The organism is Listeria cossartiae subsp. cayugensis (assembly GCF_014229095.1).
Taxonomy (GTDB): domain Bacteria; phylum Bacillota; class Bacilli; order Lactobacillales; family Listeriaceae; genus Listeria; species Listeria cayugensis.
Genome location: NZ_JAARZC010000001.1, coordinates 881,255 through 905,537 on the forward strand (window position 1 = coordinate 881,255; position 24,283 = coordinate 905,537).

Consider the following 24,283-nt stretch of genomic DNA (forward strand, 5'->3'; position numbering starts at 1 on the left):
TTAATAGCTATTTATCAATAATTTAACCCAATCATATAAATAGTAAAGATTTCTTAAATTCAGCAAAATAGACCTCCAGATGGATTGCAATTGTCGTAAAAGTAACGTATTCTAATACCATCAAAGGATTCGTAGACAGAAAGGCGTGACGACAGCTGAAATATAGAAAATTATCCAAAAAGAAGAAGAAAAGGCTAATTGGAATAGCAGGAATTTTACTTCTAGTTATTTTAGTAGGAGTCATTGCATCCGTGGTCAGGCAACAATATTTAATTATGACTGCACCAGAACCGGACCCAGCATATCATTCCAAACAGCAAAACTTCCTAAATGAACTTTCGCCCCGTGCGCAACAAATTCAAGCCAAACATGGAATTTTAACAAGTATCACACTTGCCCAAGCAATTTTAGAATCCGACTGGGGCCAAAGCGGTTTAGCCCAAAAAGGCAACAATTTATTTGGTGTCAAAGGGAAAGCCCCGCAACCAATGGTCACGATGACGACGAAAGAATTTGTAGACGGAAACTGGATTGAAATCAATGCTAATTTCCGCAAATATAAAGACTGGAACGAGTCACTCGATTCACACGCAGAACTTTTTCTGAAAGGTACTTCTTGGAATAAAGATAAGTACAATGGTGTTGTTGCAGCAGATGATTATAAAAAAGCCGCGCAAGAATTACAATCAGCTGGCTATGCAACAGACCCCGATTATGCGGAGAAATTAATCAATATTATTGAAAGATATGACCTAGCATTGTACGACCGAATTGAAGACAAGATATACTACGACACCAAATCAACCGGCTATGGTAACGTGAAAAAAGACGTATCTGGCGCGGTGTGGACCAAACCATATGGACTAGCAGGCGCGTTAAAAGTAGAAGAAATTAACTACTATAAACGAGAAGATTTGAAACTTTTACGCGAAGCAAAGACCGATAGTGGCGTTTGGTACCAAATTTCCGTAGATACCGAGCCACTTGGATGGGTAAAACAAGAATTAATCGAAAAAAAATAGAAAATGACCGAGAAAGAGCAAAATGACTTGTCTTATTTATAGGCAAAAAGTCCTTTACAAGCTCTTTTTCTTTTTTATTTTCATTGACCGCACCTTTCTAAAACTGCTCTATCAAAGCGCTAAGCCTAGATTGTAACATAAGTAATGTAAAAGTAATGTGTATTACAAGGCTGGTTTGATAGAATGAAATAGTTGTTTTAAAGAACACCTGTTTCTAGTTTTTCAAAAGCTGGAACGATAATTCAAAGAAGGATGTGCAATAAATCATTATGTTACAACTCGCAAAGAAGCATTTGGTGACAATTGGTCTAGGAATTACAATTACATTATGCGCCTTACCAATCCACTCCCAAGCTGCTGGTCTAGAGGACGGCCTGACTTCCAAGCAAGAGAAGTTTATTAATGAGATTGCGCCGCATGCTCAAAAAGTGCAAAGAGAACATGGTATTTTAGCAAGTATTACTATTTCGCAAGCAATTTTAGAATCTAATTGGGGCGAGAGTAAACTAGCAAAAGACGGTAACAATTTATTCGGAATTAAAGGCTCTTATAATGGAGCATCGATTAAATTACCAACTAGAGAACACAATGGTGTTGTTTGGGTTGGAACGGATGCTGTTTTCCGTGCGTACCCAGGTTGGTATGAATCAATGAATGACCACGCACTTTTATTTGTCAAAGGCCCATCATGGAATCCACATCTATACGGAGGACTAATCAAAGAGTATAACTTTGAAAAAGCCGCTGTTGCACTTGGCAAAACTGGCTATTCGTCTGATCCAGAGTATGCAGCAAAACTAATTGACCTCATCAAAAAAGCAAATTTAAATAAATACGATACCGTTTATAGTGAACGAGTATCTGATAAAGCAATCAAAGCAGCTGGAGAAATAGCTATCAAAGATAATTGCTTTATTTGGTCCGCTCCCGGTGGTACAAAAGGGGCGAAACCAGTAGCGAGTACGTCCAAATATTTTGGTCGCCAAGTGTCGATTAATCAGGAAGTAAAAGTAACCGACTCTAATATTACGTGGTATCATATCCATCAAAATGGCGAATCAATTGGTTGGATTGAAAGTACGTCCATTAAAAACTTCTATCAATTAGAAGACTATTCGCCAACTGTCGCTGCCTTACTAAAAACCGATGATAATAATCGTTTAGTCATCAACATGGACATCGATACATCTGAACTTCACAAAACCAGAGTAGCGAAGGCGGATACAAAAGGAAAAACAGCCTTTAATTTACCTTTACTTAACGTACAATCCGTTGTATGGTAATAGCCTTGCAAAAAAAGCTGAATAGATTACTCGGCTTTTTTTGCGTTTTCAAAGGATTTTTAGAAAGAAACTGTTATAATGTAAAAGGAGTTTATAAGGAGGGTTATTAATATGGATGAACAATTAAAAATGTTAAAAGCACTAACCGATGCAAAAGGTATCCCCGGTAACGAACGCGCAGTAAGAAACGTGTTCCGCGAATACATCGAACCACTAGCGGATAGTTTTGAAACAGACGGCTTAGGAAGTGCCGTTGCGAAAAAAGTGGGCAACGAAGATGGACCTAAAATTATGATTGCTGGCCATTTAGATGAAGTAGGCTTTATGGTAACGCAAATTGACGATAAAGGTTTTATTAAATTTCAAACAGTGGGCGGCTGGGTTTCCCAAGTAATGCTCGCACAAAAAGTAACTATCGTGACGCGCTCTGGCGAAGAGATCACCGGTGTTATCGGTTCTAAACCACCACATGTGATGACTGCAGCGGAACGCCAAAAATCTTTTGATATTAAAGATATGTTTATCGATGTTGGTGCAGTAGATAAAGCAGAAGTGGAAAGTTACGGCATTCGTCCTGGCGACATGATCGTTCCTGCTTTTGATTTTACTGTAATGAAAAACGAGAAATTCTTGCTAGCGAAAGCATGGGATAACCGTATTGGCCTTGCAATTGCCATCGAAGTACTTAAAAACTTACAAAAAGAACAACATCCAAATATCGTTTACGGTGTAGGGACGGTTCAAGAAGAAGTTGGTTTACGTGGCGCGAAAACAGCCGCACATTTCGTACAACCAGATATCGGTTTTGCTGTCGATGTCGGCATCGCGGGAGATACTCCGGGCGTAACAGACAAAGAAGCGATGAGCAAAATGGGCGAAGGTCCACAAATCGTTATTTATGACGCATCAATGGTAGCACACGCTGGTCTTCGTGATTTTGTCACAGACGTAGCGGACGAATTATCCATTCCTTACCAATTTGAAGCAATTCCAATGGGCGGAACAGATTCTGGTTCGATTCATTTAACAGGAAACGGAATCCCGTCTCTATCCATTACAATTGCAACACGCTACATTCATTCTCATTCATCGATGCTACACCGTGATGATTTTGAAAATGCAGTAAAACTAATTACTGAAGTAGTCAAACGTTTAGATAAAGAAAAAGTAACAGAAATTCGCTTAGGTTGAGTTTCGAGAAAAGAGGACAACTTTTATGGAACAGATTCAATCAGTAAAAAACGACCGTGTCAAAACATGGAAAAAACTACAAACGAGAAAAGGCCGCGATAAAACTGGAACTTATTTGGTGGAAGGCTTTCATTTAGTAGAAGAAGCATTACGTCAAGATGGTTTAGTACTGGAGCTGCTTGTTTCAAGTGGTGTTTCTGTTCCAGAAGAGTGGTTAAAAGGCGATTACGATGTGTTTGAAATCAGCACAGAAATCAGCCACTTAATTAGCGAAACGACGACGGAGCAAGGCGTTTTTGCGGTCGTTGCTACTTCTGAGCCAGATATGATGCTTTTATATGGGAAGAAATTATTGCTTGTAGATGCGGTACAAGATCCAGGTAATGTTGGGACGTTAATTCGTACAGCTGATGCGGCTGGATATGATTGTGTCGTGCTCGGCCGAGGTAGTGCAGACCTTTACAACCCGAAAGTGATTCGTAGTACGCAAGGTAGTCATTTTCACATTCCCGTTATTCAAGCAGATTTATTTGATTGGATTGCGAATTTAGAAGAAGAGGGCGTGCCGGTAATCGGTGCAGTTTTAGATGACCAAGCGAAGTCATTAAACGACATGCCAAAACGCGAAACATTAGCTTTAATGGTCGGAAATGAAGGAAACGGTATTTCGCCTGAATTACAAGATCGTCTTTCCGAAAAAGTATACATTCCTATTTACGGCGACAGTGAATCATTAAATGTGGCTGTAGCAGCAGGAATTTTACTGTACGGTTTAAGAAAATAATAAAAAGTGGTGACTAAGGTTATTCAGGCCTAGTCACCACTTTTTTTTAATTTCTTCCTGTTTTTCCATTTCTACTTCACGAATCGCCACACGTTTTAAATCAGCTACAACGCTATGCATGTAATCAAACGCTGCGCCCCAGTCAATGCCAGTAAAGAAGCCGTTCGAACTACCCGTCGAGATAATCGTTACTTCTGTTTCGCCGTGAAAATTATTAATATTGACGAAAAGTGCCGCCCGGTTAGAAGAGCGAAAATAATACTTTTCGCAAGCAAGTGTCGCAAGTTCGCCAAAATCAAATGTTCTAATTTCAGAAAAAACGATATTCGATCCTACTTGCCCGGCTTTGATTATTTCGAAGGTTTCAGAAACATCGGTTTTAACAATGTATCGAATGGATGGCATGATAGCCGCCTCCTTCATAAATCTCTCTTAGTTATAGTGTAAGCCCAGAAGGATACTTTGGTCAATTGATATATCGCTTACTTAATATAAGCAACATAACATTTATTAGTTACTTTCTGATGATAGATATGGTACAATAACGTTAGAGGTGAGAATTATGACTGATGCACATACAGTATGTCCGAAGTTTGAATCGGCGTTCCAATTACTAGGTAAACGCTGGACTGGACTTATCATCAATGTCTTACTGACTGGTCCAAAAAGGTTTAAACAAGTTGCCGCTGAGATCCCACAAATGAGTGATCGGGTGCTTGCAGAACGTTTGAAGGAACTTGAGGAAATGGATATTTGTTTGAGACAAGTTTATCCAGAAACTCCTGTACGCATTGAATATGAACTAACCGAAAAAGGCAAAGCACTCCAAGAAGTAATGCTCGAAGTCCAGTGTTGGGCGGATAAATGGGTGGAAGTACCTAATTAAAAAGAAATAATCTCTCCTGTTAATTTGGGGAGATTATTTTTTAGCTTGAATCTTTCGTAGAACCATACTATAATAGAAACTATCTAAATAAGTAAAGACAATGAAAGAGCCAAGTAGCAAACTGAGTCTGTATAGGGAGAAGTGGTCATAGACTGAAAGCCACTTTACAAACGAATTTGTGAACATTTCACCTCTGGAGTCGCCGCCGGGAAGCACAATTAGTGTGAAGGTGGTCCGGTTACTAAGCCGTTATCGAATTTTGAGTGGGAACAAATTTTTTGTTCTTATTAGGGTGGTACCGCGAGAAGTCTCGTCCCTTTGTGGATAGAGCTTTTTTATTTTGTCTAAAAAGAAGGAGTGAACGGTATGTTAGAACAGTTACAGACGCTGAAAAGTGAAGCAGAAACACAAATTAACGAAGCAGCAGACTTAAAAACTTTAAACGACTTACGGGTAAAATACCTTGGTAAAAAAGGCCCGATGACCGAAATCATGAAACAAATGGGGAAACTTTCTGCAGAAGAAAGACCAAAAATGGGTTCGCTTGCTAATGAAGTACGTACAGCTTTAACAGAAGCTATTTCCAGCAAGCAACAAATTCTCGAAACAGCCGCAATCAATGAAAAACTAAAAGCAGAAACTATTGACGTTACGTTACCAGGAACTGCGCCGAGCATCGGAACCAAACATTTGCTAACACAAGTTATTGAAGAAATGGAAGATATGTTCATTGGTATGGGCTATGAAATCGCAGAAGGTCCGGAAGTAGAACTAGATTACTACAACTTCGAGGCGCTAAATTTACCGAAAGATCACCCAGCGCGCGATATGCAAGATAGCTTTTATATTACAGAAAATACTTTACTACGTACCCAAACTTCTCCAGTACAAGCAAGAACAATGGAGAAACATGACTTCTCTAAAGGGCCAATCAAAGTTATTTGCCCAGGGAAAGTGTACCGCCGGGATAATGATGACGCAACTCATTCCCATCAATTTACGCAAATCGAAGGGCTAGTTGTTGGTGAAAACATCACATTTGCTGACTTAAAAGGAACATTAACTGTTCTCGCAAAAACAATGTTTGGTGAAGAACGTGAAATCCGCCTTCGCCCATCCTTCTTCCCGTTCACAGAACCATCCGTTGAAATGGATATCTCTTGTTTCAAATGTGGAGGTAAAGGGTGCCGCGTTTGTAAAGGAACAGGCTGGATTGAAATTTTAGGTAGCGGAATGGTACATCCAAACGTGCTTGAAATGTCTGGGATTGACTCCACACGTTACAGCGGCTTTGCTTTCGGCTTAGGACCTGAACGTGTTGCAATGTTAAAATATGCGGTAGATGATATTCGTCACCTTTACACAAATGATTTACGCTTTACGAAGCAATTCCAAAGTACAGAAACGGGGGAAATCTAATGTTAGTTTCATATAATTGGGTCAAAGAATTTTTCCAAGACTTCCCGTTGACGGCGGAAGAGCTAGGAGAAGCAATTACAAGAACAGGTATTGAAATCGAAGGCGTACAAGAATTAAGCGCTAGTTTGAAAAATGTCGTAGTCGGTGAAGTTTTATCATGCGAACGCCACCCCGATGCAGAGAAATTGAATAAATGCCTCGTTCAAACAGATGAAGCAGAACCAGTTCAAATTATTTGCGGAGCTCCAAACGTTGCCGCTGGTCAAAAAGTAATTGTTGCCAAAGTTGGTGCAAGACTTCCAGGCGGACTTAAAATCAAACGCGCAAAACTACGCGGTGAAGTTTCAGAAGGAATGATCTGCTCGCTTGCAGAACTTGGCTTTGAAAGCAAAGTAGTACCAAAAGCTTATGCAGAAGGCATTTATGTGTTACCAGAACATGTGGAAGTAGGCGTAAGTGCAATCACTTTACTAGGCTTGGATGATGCGATTTTGGATATGGCAATCACCCCAAACCGTGCCGACGCATTAAGCATGAACGGCGTAGCTCACGAGGTTGGCGCGATTATCCATCAAAAACCAGCCCAACCAACTCAGCCAGACGTATCCGAAAAAGGTAAAGCTGATGCATTTATTTCTGTAGAAGTAGAAAATCCAGCTGATACACCTTACTATGCGATTAAAATGATCGAAAACATCGAAATCAAAGAATCTCCACTATGGTTACAAACAAAACTAATGAAAGCAGGAATCCGTCCTCATAATAACGTTGTCGATGTAACGAACTACATCAACTTATTATATGGCCAACCTTTGCATTCATTTGACTATGATAAAATCGGCAGCAAAAAAATTGTCGTACGTTCTGCAAAAGAGCAAGAAGAAATTACGACACTTGATGGCGAGAAAAGAGCATTACAAGCGGGCCATACAGTTATTACTAACGGAACAGAGCCAATTGCCATCGCTGGTGTTATGGGCGGCGAATTTTCCGAAGTAACAGAGAGCACAACAACTGTAGCGCTAGAAGGTGCAATCTTCAGTAGTTCCTCTATCGGTAAAGCATCACGTGAATTATACCTACGTACCGAAGCAAGTATTCGTTACGATAAAGGCTCTGATGCATGGAAAGTAGAAAAAGCACTTGCGCACGGCGGAGCATTAATCGCTGAACTTAGTGGTGGAACGCTTGTTGGCGGTGTAGTAGAAGTAGATAACCGTGAAAAAGCAGTAAATAAAATCGAAACAAGCTTAACGCGCATTAACCGTATTTTAGGAACAGCGATTACACTTGCGGAAATCGAAACTATTTTTGCTCGTTTAGGATTTGTGTTAGAAGTAAAAGGCGACACATTAATTATCGAAGTACCAACAAGACGTTGGGATATTACGATTGAAGCGGATATTTTAGAAGAAGTAGCACGTATTTATGGCTATGACGAAATTCCAGTAACTCTTCCAGCAACAAGCACAACAGGTGGCTTATCAGACAGCCAAAAAGCCCGTCGTGTAATGCGCGCTTATTTAGAAGGAGCAGGACTTAACCAAGCATTAACGTACTCGTTAACTTCCGAAAAAGATGCGACTCGTTTAGCACTTTCCAATGAAAAAACGGTTGCGTTATCGATGCCGATGAGTGAAGAACACAGCCATTTAAGAACAAGTATCGTTCCACAATTAATTCGTAGCGCAAGTTACAATATCGCGCGTAAAAATATGGACGTGGCACTTTACGAAATGGGAACCGTGTTTTACGCAACAGAAGGCGACAATTTACCAATCGAACAAGAGCATTTAGCTGGCCTAATCACTGGGAACTGGCATGTTGCAGATTGGCAAAAAACACCAAAACCAGTAGACTTCTTCGTTTTAAAAGGAATTGTCGAAGGTTTAGTGAACAAATTAGGAATTAAAGCCGAACTGCACTGGCAGCAAACCGAAAAAGAAGAATTACACCCAGGAAGAACAGCAAGCATTGTTTTGGAAGGACAAGAGATCGGTTATCTTGGCGCGCTTCATCCAGCAGTAGAAGCAAACTACGATTTAAAAGAAACCTATGTATTTGAAATCAATGTAGCGGCTTTGCTTGATGCAACGAAAGAAAAAGTTGTTTATCAGCCAATTCCGCGCTACCCAGAAATGACTCGTGACTTAGCATTACTTGTCGATAAAGATACCGACCACGCTGCGATTTCTCAAGTAATCAAAGAGCACGGCGGAAACTTACTAGTGAACATTGAGCTATTTGATATTTTCGAAGGAGAAAGCCTTGGCGAAAATAAAAAATCACTTGCATATACCTTAACTTTCTTAGACAGCGAAAGAACGCTCGTTGAAGAAGACGTTCAAAAAGCAACGAACAAAGTAGTGGAAGCATTACAAACAAAACTAAATGCGGTTATCCGCTAAATGGAAAAACTAACTGGAGCCGTTCCAGTTAGTTTTTTTTATGCTACTTTCCTTTTTTAGTACTTCACCAACTTAAATAACACATGGTATACTAATGTCATATGACAGAGAAAAAAGGACGAGAAAAATGACCTACGTAGAAATGAAAGATGTCTCTAAATTTTATCAAATGGGAGAAAATGTTGTTACAGCTAATGACAAAATCAATTTTGGGATAAATAAAGGTGAATTTGTTGTTATCGTTGGACCTTCTGGAGCTGGTAAATCCACCGTATTAAATATATTAGGCGGGATGGATAGTTCGAGTGAAGGAAAAATCATGGTAGACGGGCAAGATATTGCTCAATATAATGCAAAACAATTAACGAAATACCGTCGCACAGATGTCGGTTTTGTTTTCCAATTTTACAATTTGGTCCCTAATTTAACCGCGAAAGAAAATGTCGAGTTAGCTGCACAAATCGCTCCTAACGCACTAGACGCGGAAACCGTTTTAACACAAGTTGGATTAAGTCATCGATTAGATAATTTTCCAGCCCAGTTATCAGGAGGGGAACAACAACGTGTTGCCATCGCCCGCGCATTAGCGAAAGCACCGAAGTTACTCTTATGCGATGAACCAACAGGCGCACTGGATTACGACACAGGGAAATCCGTCTTAAAATTATTGCAAGAAACTTGTGAAAAAACCGGAACGACCGTAATCGTCATTACACATAATACAGCAATCACACCAATTGCTGACCGAGTTATTGAAATTAACAATGCAAAAGTGCGCAGTATCAAAGAAAATCCACAGCCAATGTCCATTGATAATTTAGAATGGTAGAAAGGAGCAACCAGTGAAACGTTCAGCATTATGGAAAGATATCTACCGTGAAATATGGCGTTCGAAAAGCCGATTTATTTCGATTTTCATGCTTATTATGCTTGGGGTTGCTTTTTTCTCTGGACTAAAAGCAACTGGCCCAGATATGCTTTTAACCGCCAATAATTATTTCAATAAGTATGATCTAGCCAATTTCAACGTACAATCAACCTATGGAATCGATCAAACCGACAAACAAGCGCTCGAAAAAGTGGACGGCGTGGAGCAAGTGGAACTCGGATATACCGCAGACACCTTGATGCAAGACAAAAATATCGTTACTAAATTATATTCTATGAAGGCGGATAATCAGCTCAATAAATATAAAGTAGTGACAGGTCGTTTGCCCGAAAAATCTGGAGAAATTGCCCTAGATAACAATAAACTTATCCACGAAAACGTCCAACTAGGCGATAAAGTAACGTTTGTTAAAAATGATGGAAATAAGCTGACGGGTACATTAAAAGAATCCACCTTTAAAGTAGTTGGTTTCGTCCAATCGCCAGCTTATATCCAAAAATCAGAACGCGGCGCAAGCACAGTCGGTAAAGGAAAAACCGAAGCATTCGGGGTCATCCAAGAGCAAGACTTTGCGTTACCAGAATATACTATCGCCAATTTAACGTTCACCAATTTAGCATCTGAGAAAGCTTTTAGTGATGCGTATCTATCTAATGAAGAAAAAGATAAAGATAACATTGAAACAGCCTTGAAAAATCAACCAGAAAAACGTTTAGAAAAAATAAAAGCAACTGAACAACAGAAATTGAACGATGCAACGAAAGAAATTAATCAAGGAAAAGCAGAACTAAAAACGAACGAAGCCAAACTAGCAGACGCAAAAGCACAGCTAGATGTCGGATTTTCCGAGTATGAAGCTGCGAAAAAAAGCTACGATACCAAAATCAGCCAAGGCGAGACAGAAATCCGCAACGGAGAAGCCGAACTAGCTAGTGCGAAAAAACAATTAGACGCCGCCCAACCACAAATTACTCAGGGCGAAGCAGCAATTGACCAAGCAGAAAAAGAATTGAAACAAGGACAAGCAGCATGGACAGACGCGAATAACTTTTTGAATAGAACCAATAGCTATTTGAAAAATACGAGAAGTGTCATAGAAAGATCTCAAGAACATCGTTTACCAGCTGATGAGATGGATAGGGATATCTTGCTTTACCCATTCAATTCCATTGCAAAAGGTTTGAAACTTACTGAGAAAGAACGAAATGGTTTTGATACGGTACTGAGTCTATTTATATATGATTATGAAGCTGGATACGGTCATCTCAATAATGAATGGCGCGCTGAAATGGAATTTATGCTTAGTTGTATGCCTACTTTTGAAAATAAATACCAAGAAGCGCGAGTAGCTTTAGATGGAGAAAAGCAAAAGTTAGAACAAGCTCAACAAGCGTTAGCCGCTAAAAAACAAGCATTTCAAGGACCAAAAGCGACTTACGAAGCTGGCTTAGCAAAATACCAAGCCGGAACTAAAAAACTCGCTGCAGCAAAAGCGCAACTCGCTGCCGGTAAAGAAACAGGCGGAGCGGAACTACAAAACGCACTTGCCAAATTAAACGCTGGTCAAGCAACATACGAAAAGAATCTAGCGTTATTCACAACCGAAAAACAAAAAGCAGAACCAAAACTAGCCAGTGCTGAAAAAGAGGCTAAAATCGGTCAAGAAAAATTAGATACGCTAGAACTTCCAAAGTATTACGTGTTAGATCGCAATGATAATCCGGGATATAGCGAATATAAAGAAAATGCCGACAGACTAACTTCTTTATCGACCGCATTCCCAATCTTCTTTTTCCTAATTGCTGCGCTCGTTTGTTTAACGACGATGACGCGTATGGTAGAAGAACAAAGAACACAGATTGGAACGTTAAAAGCATTTGGTTATTCGAATGGAAGCATTATTTTAAAATATCTCGTTTATGGTTCCATCGCAAGTGTGATTGGAAGTGTGCTCGGAATATTGATTGGCTTCCAGTTTTTCCCGAATATCATTTTTAACGCCTATAAATCGATGTATGAAATGCCGCCAGTTGATATTGGTTTCTACTGGAGCTACAGTTTGCTATCCTTATTTGTCGCTTTATTCTGCACGACATTTACAGCCTATGTAGCTTGTCGCGCAGAACTTCGGGCCAATGCTGCCACATTAATGCGCCCTAAAGCACCAAAAATCGGAAAACGTATTTTCTTAGAACGGATACAATTTATTTGGAAACGAATGAATTTCACAAGCAAAGTAACGGCTAGAAATTTATTCCGTTATAAACAACGAATGCTAATGACTGTTCTTGGTGTAGCTGGCTGTACGGCGTTAATTCTTACAGGCTTTGGTCTCCGTAATTCCATAAGTGATATTGCGAAAATGCAATACGGGCAAATTATGAAATACGATGCGGCTGTTTACCAAGATATGAGCGCGCCACCGACAGCCAAAGAAACATTTGATGAACTAATGGATGATTCCAATATTAAAAGTAAACTGGCCATGTCACAAACAAATATCGATACTGTGAAAGCGGGGCAGTCCGCGCAAGCTACATCGATTATTGTGCCTAAGAATTTAAATGAGCTGCCGAATTATATCGTTTTACGCGACCGTGCCAGCCATACAACAGAAAAACTCACAGATGATGGAGCAATCATCACCGAAAAACTGGCTAAACTTTTTGACGTAAAACCAGGCGACACCATTACAGTCAAAAACGCCGAAAATGATAAATTTCAAATAAAAGTGAGTGCCATTACAGAAAATTACGCATTACACTATATTTACATGACACCAACGTATTACCAGCAAATTTTCAAAGAAAAACTAGTTTATAATTTAGATTTATTAATGCTAAAAGATACTTCTGAAAAAGTGGAAAGCGATTTTGCGGAGAAATTAACGGATAGTAAAGCTGTTCTCAATGTTACTTTTTCCAATAACGTTAGTTCGATGCTGACAGACACGCTTGATAGCTTGAATATCGTTATCGTTGTACTCATCACATCAGCCGCACTGCTCGCATTTGTTGTTCTATACAACCTGACTAATATCAATGTATCAGAACGGATTCGCGAACTTTCCACCATCAAAGTACTCGGTTTTTATCCAAAAGAAGTAACGATGTATGTCTACCGAGAAAATATTATTTTAACCTTAATGGGAATTGTGACGGGATTCGTGCTTGGCTTCTTCTTGCACCGTTTTATAATTACTACCGCAGAAGTCGACCAAATGATGTTTAGCCCAGCGATTAGTTGGACAAGCTATCTATTTTCCGGCATTCTCACACTTATTTTTGCCACCGTGGTAATGGTTGTGATGCACATTAAACTCAAACGAATTGACATGATTGAAGCATTAAAATCAGTAGAATAATGAGGAAAAGAACTTGCTTTTGCGGCAAGTTCTTTTTGTTTGACTTCAAAATAAATAAAGCTTAAACTGAAAAATAGTTAAGGGGGTGAACTTTATTTGGAAAGACAAAAAGTAAAACAACTAATAAAGAGTTACCAACAAACCTACATATTCGCTATGACACATATACATCAAGCTATTTCCGAAATATCAACCAATACCGTCGATTTATCGATTGAACAATTTTTTGTGTTACGGGAAATTGCAGCTTACGATGGAATTAGCGCCACGGAACTTGCGGCCACTTTATCCGTCAATAAAAGTGCGATTACACCCAAACTAAAAAAACTAGTAGACAAAGGTTACATTAGGCGGAAACGAAATCAACAAGATAAACGCGCCATAGTTTTAACTATCTCAGAAAAAGGGAATAACGTTTACGAAGCGTGCGAAAAACAATTAGAGTTACTCGTGAACGAATGGCTCGAAATTCTAGGGGAAAAAGACAGCGAACACTTCTTTGAACTATTTCAGAAAATTACCAAATCAGTTGTCGAACCTAAAAAATAAAAGGAGAGATTTGGCATGAAATGGATTATGAAACTCCGCTGGGCCATTTTAGCATTTTGGCTTGCAGCAGCAGTCGTACTAATGTTTATTGCACCACCCATGGCAGATCTTGTACGCGAAAAAGGCGAATTAAAGCTGCCCGATGGCTACCCGTCATCACTAGCAACAGAAATGCAAAAGAAACATAATCCAGACGACAAAGGTTCTGCTTACATCGCTGTCTACACTTCTGAGAATAAGTTGACTGGAACAGAATTAAACGATATCGAAAAATCACTAGACTCTATCGAAAAAGATAAAACAGATCTCCACGTAACCAATGTGGTATCAAGCTTCAACCAACCAGAATTAAAAGATAAATTTTTATCAAAAGATGGTAAAACACTAGTAGCAAGCTTAACGGTAGATGATACAGACGCCTCTGTTAAAAGCATCCGTAACGCTTTAGACAAAAAAATGGATGTGAAGGGCGTTGACACATACTTAACCGGAAACAAACTAATTCAAGAAGATGTTGTCCAAGGTTCCGAAGACGGTTTACATAAAACAGAGGGTATCACCGTAGTCTTTATTTTAGTTGTGTTATTCCTTGTATTCCGCTCTGCTGTAGCACCATTTATCCCGTTAATAACGGTTGGGATTAGTTATCTTGTAGCACAAAGCACGGTAGCATTCTTAATCGATCTCTTTAATTTTCCAGTTTCGACTTACACGCAGATATTTATGGTCTGTATTATGTTCGGGATTGGAACCGACTATTGTATTCTCCTAATGAGTCGATTTAAAGAAGAAATGGGAGCCGGACTAGATCCGCGCGAAGCTGTTCATGCTACTTATCGTACAGCCGGAAAAACAGTCATTTATAGTGGCGTAGCAGTTCTTGTTGCCTTTACTTCACTTTATTTCGTTCAATTCGATTTATATCGTTCCGCAGTAGCAGTTGGTGTCGGCATTGTCGTTTTACTCGCCGCACTATATACACTCGTGCCATTCTTTATGAGCACACTCGGAACACATCTATTCTGGCCATTAAATAAAAATATTAGCCATAAAGAAAATAAACTGTGGGGAGCTGCTGGTAAATTCACTTTTGCAAGACCGTGGATTGCACTACTAATCGTCGCAGCTATTACGCTACCACCAATTTTACTCCACACAGGAACCGAATCATTCAACTCACTAGATGAAATTAGCGACAAATATCCTTCGAAAAAAGGTTTTGAAATCGTTTCGGATAGCTTTGGAGCAGGGCAAGTTGCGCCAACGCAAATCTTTATCGAAAATGATGATAACATGCGAACAACGGATTATATCGCGCAAATCGAAAAAATTTCCGATGATTTATCTCATTTAAAAGGTATTGATATGGTCATGAGTGCCTCACGCCCAGCCGGAAAACGCGTCGATGATATTTACATTAAAAATCAAGCTGGACAAGTCAGTGATGGTGTTGGTCAAGCAACAGATGGCGTCGGACAAGTGAAAAAAGGGTTAGATTCTGCTAGTTCTGAACTGGAAAAATCTGAGCCCGCCCTAAATAAAGCCGTTGCTGGCGTTGGCGACTTACAAAAAGGCACTGTTGCAACCGAAGAAGGTATCAACCAACTGCAATCCGCACTCGCACAAATCCAAACAGGTATTGAAAGCGGCGCAACTGGCGCAGGTGATCTAAAACAAGGCGTAGCACAAGCCAAATCACAACTAGCAACTCTTCAAAATGGCGAAGCTCAAATCCAAGCAGGTTACGCTGAAATTCAAAAAAACTTACAAAATGTAGCTAATCAATTAAAAGCTTTTGAAAATCCAAATACACAAGCAATTGATACATCCAAACTAGAAGCACAATTTAAACAAATCGGCGCGTCATTCCAAGCTTTTGCAGCCGCACATCCAGAAGTACGAAACGATCCTAAATTCCAAAAACTAGCCGCAGACATCCAAGGCTTAGAAACAGCTGGGAATGACTTGAAAACAGCTGCCGGAAAACAAATGGCAGCACTTCAAGCAAAAATGAAAGAACTTAATCAAGGCATTCAACAACTAGCAACTGCTATGAACCAATTAAATCAGCAATCGAAGCAAATTTCCGACGGCCTTAGCGCATTTGGCACAGGACTTGGTCAAATCGAATCAGGTCTAGCACAATTAGAAAACGGGCTTAACCAAGCAGCAGACGGTCAAGGTCAAGTCATTTCCAAAATGCCTGAAATTTCCAATGCACTTAGTCAAATCGCAGCTGGCCAAGGTGCTTTAAAAGAAGGCTTTGCGGGCATTAGCGGTCAAATGGGGCAACTCACAGATGGCTTAACTTCCGGTGCAGATGGCCTCGGCAAAGTTCAAAGCGGTCTCAACACCGCCAACGGACTCATTGACGATTGGTCAAAAGTACCATACGCAAGTTCTGGAATTTACGTGCCAGATGCTTTATTAAAAAATGCTGATTTCCAAAAAGTATTAGATCAATATATCTCTTCTGATGGAAAACTAGCAACGATTAATGTTGTCCTAACTAAAAATCCATACTCGAACGCAGCAATGGATTCGATTGACGACATTAACGATCAACTTGCAGCAAGCATGAAAGGCACGAAACTCGAAAATGCCAAAATTGGTATTGGCGGAATGACAAGCGTTAACTACGATACAAGAGATATGTCGACAGCTGATTATCATTTAGTACTTGTCATCGTTCTAGCGAGTGTATTCGTCACACTTGTCATCGTCTTACGTTCGCTTGTAATGCCAATTTATCTCATTGCATCACTTGTCTTAACTTACTTTACGGCCCTTGGTTTTGCAGAAATTATCTTCATGCGAATCCTCGGATACAGTGGTCTAACATGGGCAACCCCATTCTTTGGATTCGTTGTACTCGTCGCACTCGGGATTGATTATTCAATCTTCCTTATGTCCCGCTTTAACGAATATAACGGACTTTCCGTACGCGACAGAATGATAAAAGCGATGAAAAATATGGGTGGCGTTATCTTCTCGGCAGTTATCATCCTCGGAGGAACATTCGCCGCAATGATGCCAGCTGGCGTGCTATCCTTACTAGAAATTGCCACAGTGGTTCTGATTGGTTTAGTACTCTATGCCGTCGTTATCCTACCACTATTCGTTCCGGTTATGGTTAAATTATTCGGACGAGGCAACTGGTGGCCATTTATCACAAGAAAAGGCGACCATCAAGAAAACGTACCACCGAAAAAATAGCCGAACAAACCGCATTCCTTTTAAAAGGAATGCGGTTTTTAGTTTAATTTGGTAAGATGTAGGGAGAGACGAATGAAGGAGGAAGATACAGATGATAAAACTCGAAAATGACTGGGATGAGTTATTAAAAGATGAGTTTAACCAACCTTATTATTTAAAACTTCGCCAGTTCCTAAAAAATGAATACCAAACAAAAAAAGTATTTCCAGACATGTATGACATTTTTAATGTTTTAAAACACACTGCTTATAAAGATGTAAAAGTAGTGATACTCGGCCAAGATCCATACCACGGACCAGGTCAAGCACACGGACTCTCTTTTTCCGTCCAAAAAGGAGTACAAATCCCGCCATCGTTACAAAATATTTATTTGGAACTACATAATGACTTGAATTGTGAAATCCCAAACAATGGCTATCTGATACCGTGGGCAGACCAAGGTGTATTGCTATTAAACACCGTACTAACTGTTCGCGCAGGCCAAGCTAATTCTCACCGCGGGCAAGGCTGGGAAATGCTAACGAACCGCATTATCGAAATGATTAACGAGAAAGAGGAGCCAGTTGTCTTTTTACTTTGGGGCAATAATGCAAAAGAAAAGTTGCAACTATTAACTAACCCGAACCACATTGCTTTCACATCCGTTCATCCTAGCCCACTTTCCGCATCACGTGGATTCATGGGCTGCCAACATTTTTCCAAAGCGAACCAATTCTTAGAGCAAAACGGCGTAACTCCGATTGATTGGCAAATTCCTTCTATATAAATAAAAAACGCCTCATCAGCAAAAGACGAGGCGTTTTGTTTATTTTTTAGCAATTTTCAAGGCTTTTTCTGTATTAGCAAAATGTTGTTTCGTATATTTCGCTAGTGTTTCCATTCCAAAGCGTTCAATAATTTCGGCTGCAACAGCGTCGACATGAGGTCCAGCACCCTTTGGAAGGGGAATACCAACTTCCTTCGACATCGCATCAAACGCTTGAACAAATTTATAACGAGCAATAATCGAAGCCGCCGCCACCGAAAGATGTAACCCTTCCGCTTTGGTTGCAAAAAAGACATCCTCACGAACAATGCTAGGCTCTTGTGCCAAATAACGGTAATACGTATTTTTTTCAGCAAATTGATCAATTAAAATCGCTTCTGGTTTTACTGGTGCTAGTTTTTTCAAGACATTTTCAATTGCTCGATTATGTAATAAAGCTTTCATTTGACCTTGATTCATGCCTCTTTGTTGTAATTCGTTATATTTCGGATTCGGACAAAGTAGCACACTATGCGGCACAAGCGGCATGATTTTCTCGGCGATTCGACAAATTTCCGGATCTTTCATGGCTTTTGAATCCTTCACACCAAGCTCTTTTAAAAGTGGCATCATTTCCGCATCGACATATGCTGCGCAAACAGTAATGGGACCAAAAAAATCACCCGTGCCGACTTCATCGGAGCCAATGACATTTTTTGATGCGAAGTTTGCTGGAAGAACACCTTTAGAAACACTTGGCGACTTCGCTTTTGTTTCTGGTAAGGTCGCTACCCATTTTTTTGCTTCGGCTTCTCCGTTCACTCCTTGGAACATCACTTTACGCGATTTATAGCCAGTAATGGAGACACCAGGTTTTTTAGCTGCAAAAACGGCTCCTGGTGGGAGTTTTGGATTGGAAAAAGGGAGATATGTTTGTTTCATTTTTTCAAGAGTTGATTGATTGACTACAATAACTGTATTTGCGATAAGGCATCATCCTTTCAAAGTTCTATTGTAACATACTACGCCGAAAGACTGAATATCGGCTAAACAGGTGGTTGACTCTTTTCTTTCGGGCTTTTTCGTGATAAGATTATGACAAGTAGCGGCCTAAATGAATTTGGGCGAGGAGGAATTTACGTGGCAAATGAGAGAAATAGAGTAGTGACCACAATTTACGGTAGAGAATATACAATTGTTGGCATAGAAACAACAGACCACTTACGAAAAGTAGCTCGCGAAGTCGATGAAAAAATGCACGAAATCGGCTCTCAAAATCATGCGCTTGATAGCGGAAGGCTCGCTGTACTGACAGCTGTGAATGCAACTCACGATTATTTAAAACTAGAACAAAAATATCTAGAGTTGGAACAAGAACTGGCTCGTATCAAAGGAAGAGATCAATGATTTTAAATGCGATTATTTTAATTTTGCTTGTTTCTGGCTTTTTTGCAGGTTTCAGAACAGGCCTAATCAAACAACTTATATTATTGCTAGGTTATATTTTGGCATTTTTTATCTCGTATACATATTACGAAGATTTAGCGCCTCATTTAACCTTTATACCTTATCCAGGTAGTGATACTTCAGATGGATTATCTATTATTTTACAGGAATTACGAACAGAAACAGCTTATTATAACGTACTCGGCTTTGCGATAATTTTTATTGTTGCGATTATTGTCGTTCATATGCTCGCATCGCTTGTTGGTGGCTTAACAAAAATACCTGTTTTGCGCCAAATTAATGGGTTAGTAGCAGCTGTTTTTGGCGTTATTAAGTCTTATTTACTTATTTTTATTGTATTGTTTATCATGGCAATTTACCCGGCGAATTGGTCAGAGAATCTGATTGACAGCTCTACGGTTGCTCAGTGGATGCTTGAGAACACGCCAATTTTGTCCGAACAATTTTATGACTGGATGACAGACATTCTGCCAAAATAAAAGAAACATTCGATACCAGATGTACACTCTTAGCCAATTTTGGATAGGATTACGCTGGTATTTTTTTAATGACCGAACGGGAGGAATAACGATGGCTACTAATAAAAAAGAAATTATTCGTTTACTGGAAGAAATTGCTATTTATATGGAATTAAAAGGAGAAAATAGCTTTAAAATATCGGCTTTTCGGAAAGCGGCTCAAGCAATTGAATTAGATAGTAGAAGTCTATCCGAAATAGAGGATTTCACGAAAATTAGCGGTATTGGAAAAACAACTGGCGAAATTATTCAACGTTTTTTAGATAGCGGGGAATGTCCAGAGCTTATGGAGCTGAAAAAAGAAGTACCTGCTGGCCTCGTTCCACTTTTAGATGTGCCGGGACTTGGTGGCAAGAAATTATCACGGCTTTATCACGAACTTGGTGTGGTCGATAAAGATACGTTACTTCAAGAAGCGGAAAATGGTCATATCGAAGCGTTAAAAGGGTTTGGTAAAAAGTCCGCCGAAAAAATGGCAGAAGCTGTGCGCGAAATGGGTGAACGGCCTGATCGCTATCCGCTTAATGATGTTTTACCAATCATTAGAAAAGTAGAAACTTATTTATCCGAAATTGCTGCAATCGAAAGGTTCGCGCAAGCTGGGAGTTTACGGAGATTGCGCGAAACAGTGAAAGACCTTGATTACGTCATCGCGACTGAAAAGCCAGAAGAAGTGCAAAAAGCATTGCTTGATTTTCCGCTCATTACAGATGTCATTGGGGCCGGTGAAACAAAAGTATCGGCTGTACTAGAAGACAACATTACTATCTCGGTGGATTTTCGCCTAGTAGAAAAGAAAGCTTTCGCAACGACACTGCATCATTTTACTGGTTCCAAAGATCACAATATCAAAATGCGCCAGTTAGCTAAACAATCGAATGAAAAAATAAGTGAATACGGGGTGGAGCAGGAAGACGGAAGCATGCGCCATTTTGACTCAGAAAAAGCCTTTTTTGCTCATTTTGATATTCCATTTTTACCGCCAGAAGTTCGCCGTGATGGTACAGAAATTGAGCGCGTAACGAAGGAGACGAAATTCCTTGAATTAAGTGATATTCGCGGTGATTTACACATGCATACTACTTGGTCAGATGGAGCTTACGCGATTCAGGAAATGATTGAAGCATGTATCGCAAAAGGTTACGAATACATGGTAATCACCGATCATGGAAAATTTTTACGTGTAGCAAATGGATTGGATGAGAAAAGACTGCTAGAACAACAAGCCGAAATCAAAAAAATAGCTGCAAACTATCCAGAAATTGACGTCTATTCAGGCGTTGAAATGGACATTTTAGCAGATGGTTCGCTTGATTTTGATGACGAAACGCTGAAACAGTTGGATTTTGTTATTGCATCGATTCATTCCAGTTTCCAACAATCGGAAGAAGAAATCATGAAACGACTAAAAACAGCGTGCGAAAATCCTTACGTGCGCTTGATTGCTCATCCGACAGGGAGAATTGTCGTGAAAAGAAAGCCATATCATGTTAATATGAAAGAACTAATCAAACTAGCGAAAAACACAGGAACTGCACTAGAACTAAATGCCAATCCGCAGCGCCTCGATTTAAAACGTGAGCATTTAGAAATGGCTCATGCAGCAGGCGTTCCGATTGCCATTAATACCGATGCGCATGATACGAAACATCTTGATTTCATGTCTATCGGAGTTCGCGCAGCAACGAAAGCTTGGCTCGATAAGTCCGCGATTCTAAATACGAAAACAGCGGCTGAATTTAAACAATTTTTACAGAATAAATAACTTTTAAAAAGAAGGATGACCAATGGAAAAAAAAGTAGAAGCCATTTTAGAATTTGATAAAATAAAAAAACAACTCACGGAATTTGCTTCTTCTTCACTAGGGGAGCAAGCGATTTTGGAACTCGCTCCAGCTACCGATTTTCAAGTAGTTCAAAAAGCACAACTTGAAACAGAAGAAGGAGCCAAAATTATTCGTTTACGGGGAAGTGCGCCGATTACTGGTTTAACAGACGTTTTTGCTCATTTGAAACGCTTAGAGATTGGCGGCGATTTAAACGGGCTTGAAATCTACCAAATCGGTAGCAACTTGCGCGTAAGCCGTCAAATGAAAAATTTTATGAACGATTTACTCGAAATTGGCGTAGAAATACCGCTTCTCGGCGCGCTTTCAGATGAACTTTTAGTATTAAAAGAAGTTGAGGAAGATATTACGATTTCCGTTGATGAAAGCGGGAAAGTATTAGATACTGCGAGTGAAGCACTTAGCACCATTCGCCGGACACTCCGCCGGACAGAAGACCGCGTACGGGAAAAATTAGAATCTTATTTGCGCGATCGCAATGCTTCGAAAATGCTGAGCGATGCCGTTATTACGATTCGAAATGATCGTTATGTTATCCCTGTTAAACAAGAATATAAAGGGCATTACGGCGGGATTGTCCATGACCAATCCGCATCCGGTCAAACACTTTTCATCGAGCCACAAAGCGTAGTAGATTTAAATAACGAACGAAAAGCGCTTCAAGCTAAAGAAAAACAAGAAATCGAACGTATTCTTGCGGAAATTTCGGCATCACTTGCTGGTTGGATTAATGAAATTCATCATAATACCTTCATTCTAGGCCGCTTTGATTTTATTTTCGCCAAAGCGCGTTTCGGGAAAGCGATGAAAGCCGTAACGCCGCATCTTAGTGATACAGGAGTAGTGCATTTAATTGCCGCGCGACATCCACTTTTAGATGAAGCTAAAGTCGTTGCTAATGATATTTATTTAGGTGAAGATTTTACGACGATTGTTATTACTGGTCCAAATACAGGTGGTAAAACAATTACACTAAAAACATTGGGATTACTAACTTTAATGGCACAATCTGGCTTGCAAATTCCAGCACAGGAAGATTCCACGATTGCCGTTTTTGAACATGTATTTGCCGATATTGGTGACGAACAATCCATTGAACAAAGCTTGAGTACCTTCTCGTCCCATATGACGAATATCGTGTCCATTTTAGAAAGAGTGAACCACAAATCTCTAATTTTATATGATGAACTTGGTGCGGGAACAGATCCGCAAGAAGGTGCAGCACTAGCGATTGCAATACTTGATGCAAGCCATGCAAAAGGTGCAAGTGTTGTCGCGACGACCCATTATCCTGAACTAAAAGCATATGGATATAACCGCGTTCACGCAACCAATGCTTCCGTAGAATTCAATGTCGAAACGCTTAGTCCGACTTATAAACTACTAATCGGCGTTCCCGGACGAAGTAACGCTTTCGATATTTCGCGCCGCCTTGGATTAAGCGAAAATATCATCACTGAAGCAAGAAGTCTTGTCGATACTGAAAGCGCCGATTTAAATGATATGATTTCCAGCCTAGAAGAAAAACGTAACTTAGCGGAAACAGAATATGAAGAAGCACACGAACTAGCTCGCGGTGCCGATGCCCTTTTAAAAGATTTACAAAAAGAAATCTCTAATTACTATCAACAAAAAGATAAACTAATCGAACAAGCGAATGAAAAAGCAGCAACCATCGTCGAAAAAGCTGAGGCTGAGGCCGAAGAAATCATCCACGAATTGCGCACAATGCAATTAAACGGAGCAGCTGGCATCAAAGAACACGAACTGATTGACGCCAAAACAAGACTTGGGAAAGCAAAACCAAAAACAATCAACAAAACCATTCCCCAAGCGCCAAAACAAAAACCACACGTTTTCAAAGATGGTGATAATGTCCGCGTCTTATCACTCGGCCAAAAGGGCACACTTTTAAGCAAAATTAGCGATAAAGAATGGAACGTCCAAATCGGTATCATCAAAATGAAAATCAAAACCGCCGATCTTGAATACATCCAACCAGAAAAACCGAAAAAACAACGTATCATTACATCGGTTCATAGCAGCGGGTCACCAGCAAAAAGTGAACTCGATTTGCGCGGCGAACGCTACGAAGATGCACTGCAAAAAGTCGACAAATATCTGGATGAAGCATTGCTCGCGGGCTATCCGCAAGTAGCCATCATTCACGGTAAGGGAACCGGCGCACTCAGAACCGGTGTCACCGAATATCTGAAAAATCATCGCATGGTTAAATCAATCCGTTTTGGTGCAGCAGCGGAAGGCGGGAACGGCGTAACCATCGTTGAGTTTAAGTAAACAATTGAGCAAAAACATGGCTCGAAATAGGCGTAAATGCTATACTGTGTGTACAAAAGTCATAAGGAGTGAATTAAATCATGGTAAAAGAAATTACAGATGCAACATTTGAACAAGAAACTAGCGAAGGCTTAGTATTAACAGATTTCTGGGCAACATGGTGTGGTCCTTGCCGCATGGTGGCTCCAGTTTTAGAAGAAATACAAGAAGAACGCGGCGATGCACTTAAAATCGTCAAAATGGACGTAGATGAAAACCCAGAAACACCAGGAAGCTTTGGTGTTATGAGCATTCCAACACTTCTTATCAAAAAAGACGGCGAAGTAGTAGATACAATTATCGGCTATCGTCCAAAAGAAGAACTGGATGAAGTCATCAACAAATACGTTTAAAATTA

The 24,283-nt window shown here is 40.0% G+C and carries 19 protein-coding genes and 1 other annotated feature; of the genes, 17 read left to right on the forward strand and 2 right to left on the reverse strand.

Translation table 11 applies throughout. The features are described from left to right. Positions 1–155: 155 nt before the first annotated feature. From HCB49_RS04550 to HCB49_RS04565, 4 genes are all read left to right on the forward strand, one after another. Positions 156–1,022: a glucosaminidase domain-containing protein gene (locus HCB49_RS04550; RefSeq protein ID WP_185604510.1), complete on the forward strand. Its 867-nt coding sequence runs from the start codon at positions 156–158 to the stop codon at positions 1,020–1,022. Between the two features lie 269 nt (positions 1,023–1,291). Then, a complete protein-coding gene (locus HCB49_RS04555; protein ID WP_221773013.1) occupies positions 1,292–2,305 on the forward strand; it encodes a glucosaminidase domain-containing protein in 1,014 nt (337 codons plus the stop codon). A gap of 111 nt (positions 2,306–2,416) precedes the next feature. Next, a complete protein-coding gene (locus HCB49_RS04560; RefSeq protein ID WP_185391186.1) occupies positions 2,417–3,496 on the forward strand; it encodes a M42 family metallopeptidase in 1,080 nt (359 codons plus the stop codon). Between the two features lie 25 nt (positions 3,497–3,521). Next, complete coding sequence (locus HCB49_RS04565; protein WP_185419805.1) at positions 3,522–4,280, forward strand: TrmH family RNA methyltransferase; 759 nt, start codon at positions 3,522–3,524, stop codon at positions 4,278–4,280. Between the two features lie 33 nt (positions 4,281–4,313). Here HCB49_RS04565 and HCB49_RS04570 read toward each other — a convergent pair whose 3' ends face one another. Further along, complete coding sequence (locus HCB49_RS04570; RefSeq protein WP_185604234.1) at positions 4,314–4,685, reverse strand: DUF6054 family protein; 372 nt, start codon at positions 4,683–4,685, stop codon at positions 4,314–4,316. 157 nt (positions 4,686–4,842) lie between these two features. Between HCB49_RS04570 and HCB49_RS04575 the strand changes: the two genes are divergently transcribed. The 8 genes from HCB49_RS04575 (at position 4,843) to HCB49_RS04610 (ending at position 17,777) form a co-directional block, all read left to right on the forward strand. Next, a complete protein-coding gene (locus tag HCB49_RS04575; RefSeq protein WP_003721618.1) occupies positions 4,843–5,166 on the forward strand; it encodes a winged helix-turn-helix transcriptional regulator in 324 nt (107 codons plus the stop codon). Positions 5,167–5,257: 91 nt separating this feature from the next. Then, positions 5,258–5,487 (forward strand) — a binding site (T-box leader). A gap of 45 nt (positions 5,488–5,532) precedes the next feature. Next, entirely contained in the window at positions 5,533–6,585 is a 1,053-nt protein-coding gene (gene pheS / locus HCB49_RS04580) for a phenylalanine--tRNA ligase subunit alpha (RefSeq protein ID WP_185516964.1), read from the forward strand. Then, complete coding sequence (gene pheT, locus HCB49_RS04585) at positions 6,585–8,993, forward strand: phenylalanine--tRNA ligase subunit beta (RefSeq protein WP_185604235.1); 2,409 nt, start codon at positions 6,585–6,587, stop codon at positions 8,991–8,993. The genes pheS and pheT overlap by 1 nt, the downstream gene beginning before the upstream one ends. 127 nt (positions 8,994–9,120) lie before the next feature. After that, the gene (locus HCB49_RS04590; RefSeq protein WP_008947580.1) at positions 9,121–9,822 is read left to right on the forward strand and encodes an ABC transporter ATP-binding protein; all 702 of its coding nucleotides are present in this window, start codon (positions 9,121–9,123) and stop codon (positions 9,820–9,822) included. Positions 9,823–9,835: 13 nt separating this feature from the next. Continuing rightward, the gene (locus tag HCB49_RS04595; RefSeq protein WP_185604236.1) at positions 9,836–13,246 is read left to right on the forward strand and encodes an FtsX-like permease family protein; all 3,411 of its coding nucleotides are present in this window, start codon (positions 9,836–9,838) and stop codon (positions 13,244–13,246) included. Between the two features lie 96 nt (positions 13,247–13,342). After that, the gene (locus HCB49_RS04600) at positions 13,343–13,795 is read left to right on the forward strand and encodes a MarR family winged helix-turn-helix transcriptional regulator (RefSeq protein WP_185391191.1); all 453 of its coding nucleotides are present in this window, start codon (positions 13,343–13,345) and stop codon (positions 13,793–13,795) included. A 15-nt stretch (positions 13,796–13,810) separates the two neighbouring features. After that, positions 13,811–17,011 carry an MMPL family transporter gene (locus HCB49_RS04605; protein WP_185604237.1) on the forward strand — a complete coding sequence of 1,067 codons (3,201 nt, stop codon included), beginning with the start codon at positions 13,811–13,813 and terminating at the stop codon, positions 17,009–17,011. A gap of 91 nt (positions 17,012–17,102) precedes the next feature. Beyond that, positions 17,103–17,777, forward strand: coding sequence for a uracil-DNA glycosylase (locus tag HCB49_RS04610; protein WP_185604238.1), 675 nt, complete (start codon positions 17,103–17,105; stop codon positions 17,775–17,777). 39 nt (positions 17,778–17,816) lie between these two features. Here HCB49_RS04610 and rnhC read toward each other — a convergent pair whose 3' ends face one another. Continuing rightward, the gene (gene rnhC, locus HCB49_RS04615) at positions 17,817–18,743 is read right to left on the reverse strand and encodes a ribonuclease HIII (RefSeq protein WP_185604512.1); all 927 of its coding nucleotides are present in this window, start codon (positions 18,741–18,743) and stop codon (positions 17,817–17,819) included. A gap of 153 nt (positions 18,744–18,896) precedes the next feature. Between rnhC and zapA the strand changes: the two genes are divergently transcribed. The 5 genes from zapA (at position 18,897) to trxA (ending at position 24,278) form a co-directional block, all read left to right on the forward strand. Continuing rightward, entirely contained in the window at positions 18,897–19,163 is a 267-nt protein-coding gene (gene zapA, locus HCB49_RS04620; protein ID WP_008947586.1) for a cell division protein ZapA, read from the forward strand. Beyond that, a complete protein-coding gene (locus HCB49_RS04625) occupies positions 19,160–19,702 on the forward strand; it encodes a CvpA family protein (protein WP_185391194.1) in 543 nt (180 codons plus the stop codon). Before zapA ends, HCB49_RS04625 begins: the two co-directional genes overlap by 4 nt. 91 nt (positions 19,703–19,793) lie before the next feature. Next, entirely contained in the window at positions 19,794–21,506 is a 1,713-nt protein-coding gene (gene polX / locus HCB49_RS04630; RefSeq protein WP_185604239.1) for a DNA polymerase/3'-5' exonuclease PolX, read from the forward strand. Positions 21,507–21,528: 22 nt separating this feature from the next. Continuing rightward, positions 21,529–23,886 (forward strand): endonuclease MutS2, encoded by a 2,358-nt coding sequence (locus HCB49_RS04635; RefSeq protein WP_185604240.1) that lies wholly within the window; start codon positions 21,529–21,531, stop codon positions 23,884–23,886. A gap of 80 nt (positions 23,887–23,966) precedes the next feature. After that, complete coding sequence (gene trxA / locus HCB49_RS04640) at positions 23,967–24,278, forward strand: thioredoxin (protein WP_003747179.1); 312 nt, start codon at positions 23,967–23,969, stop codon at positions 24,276–24,278. Positions 24,279–24,283: the final 5 nt, after the last annotated feature.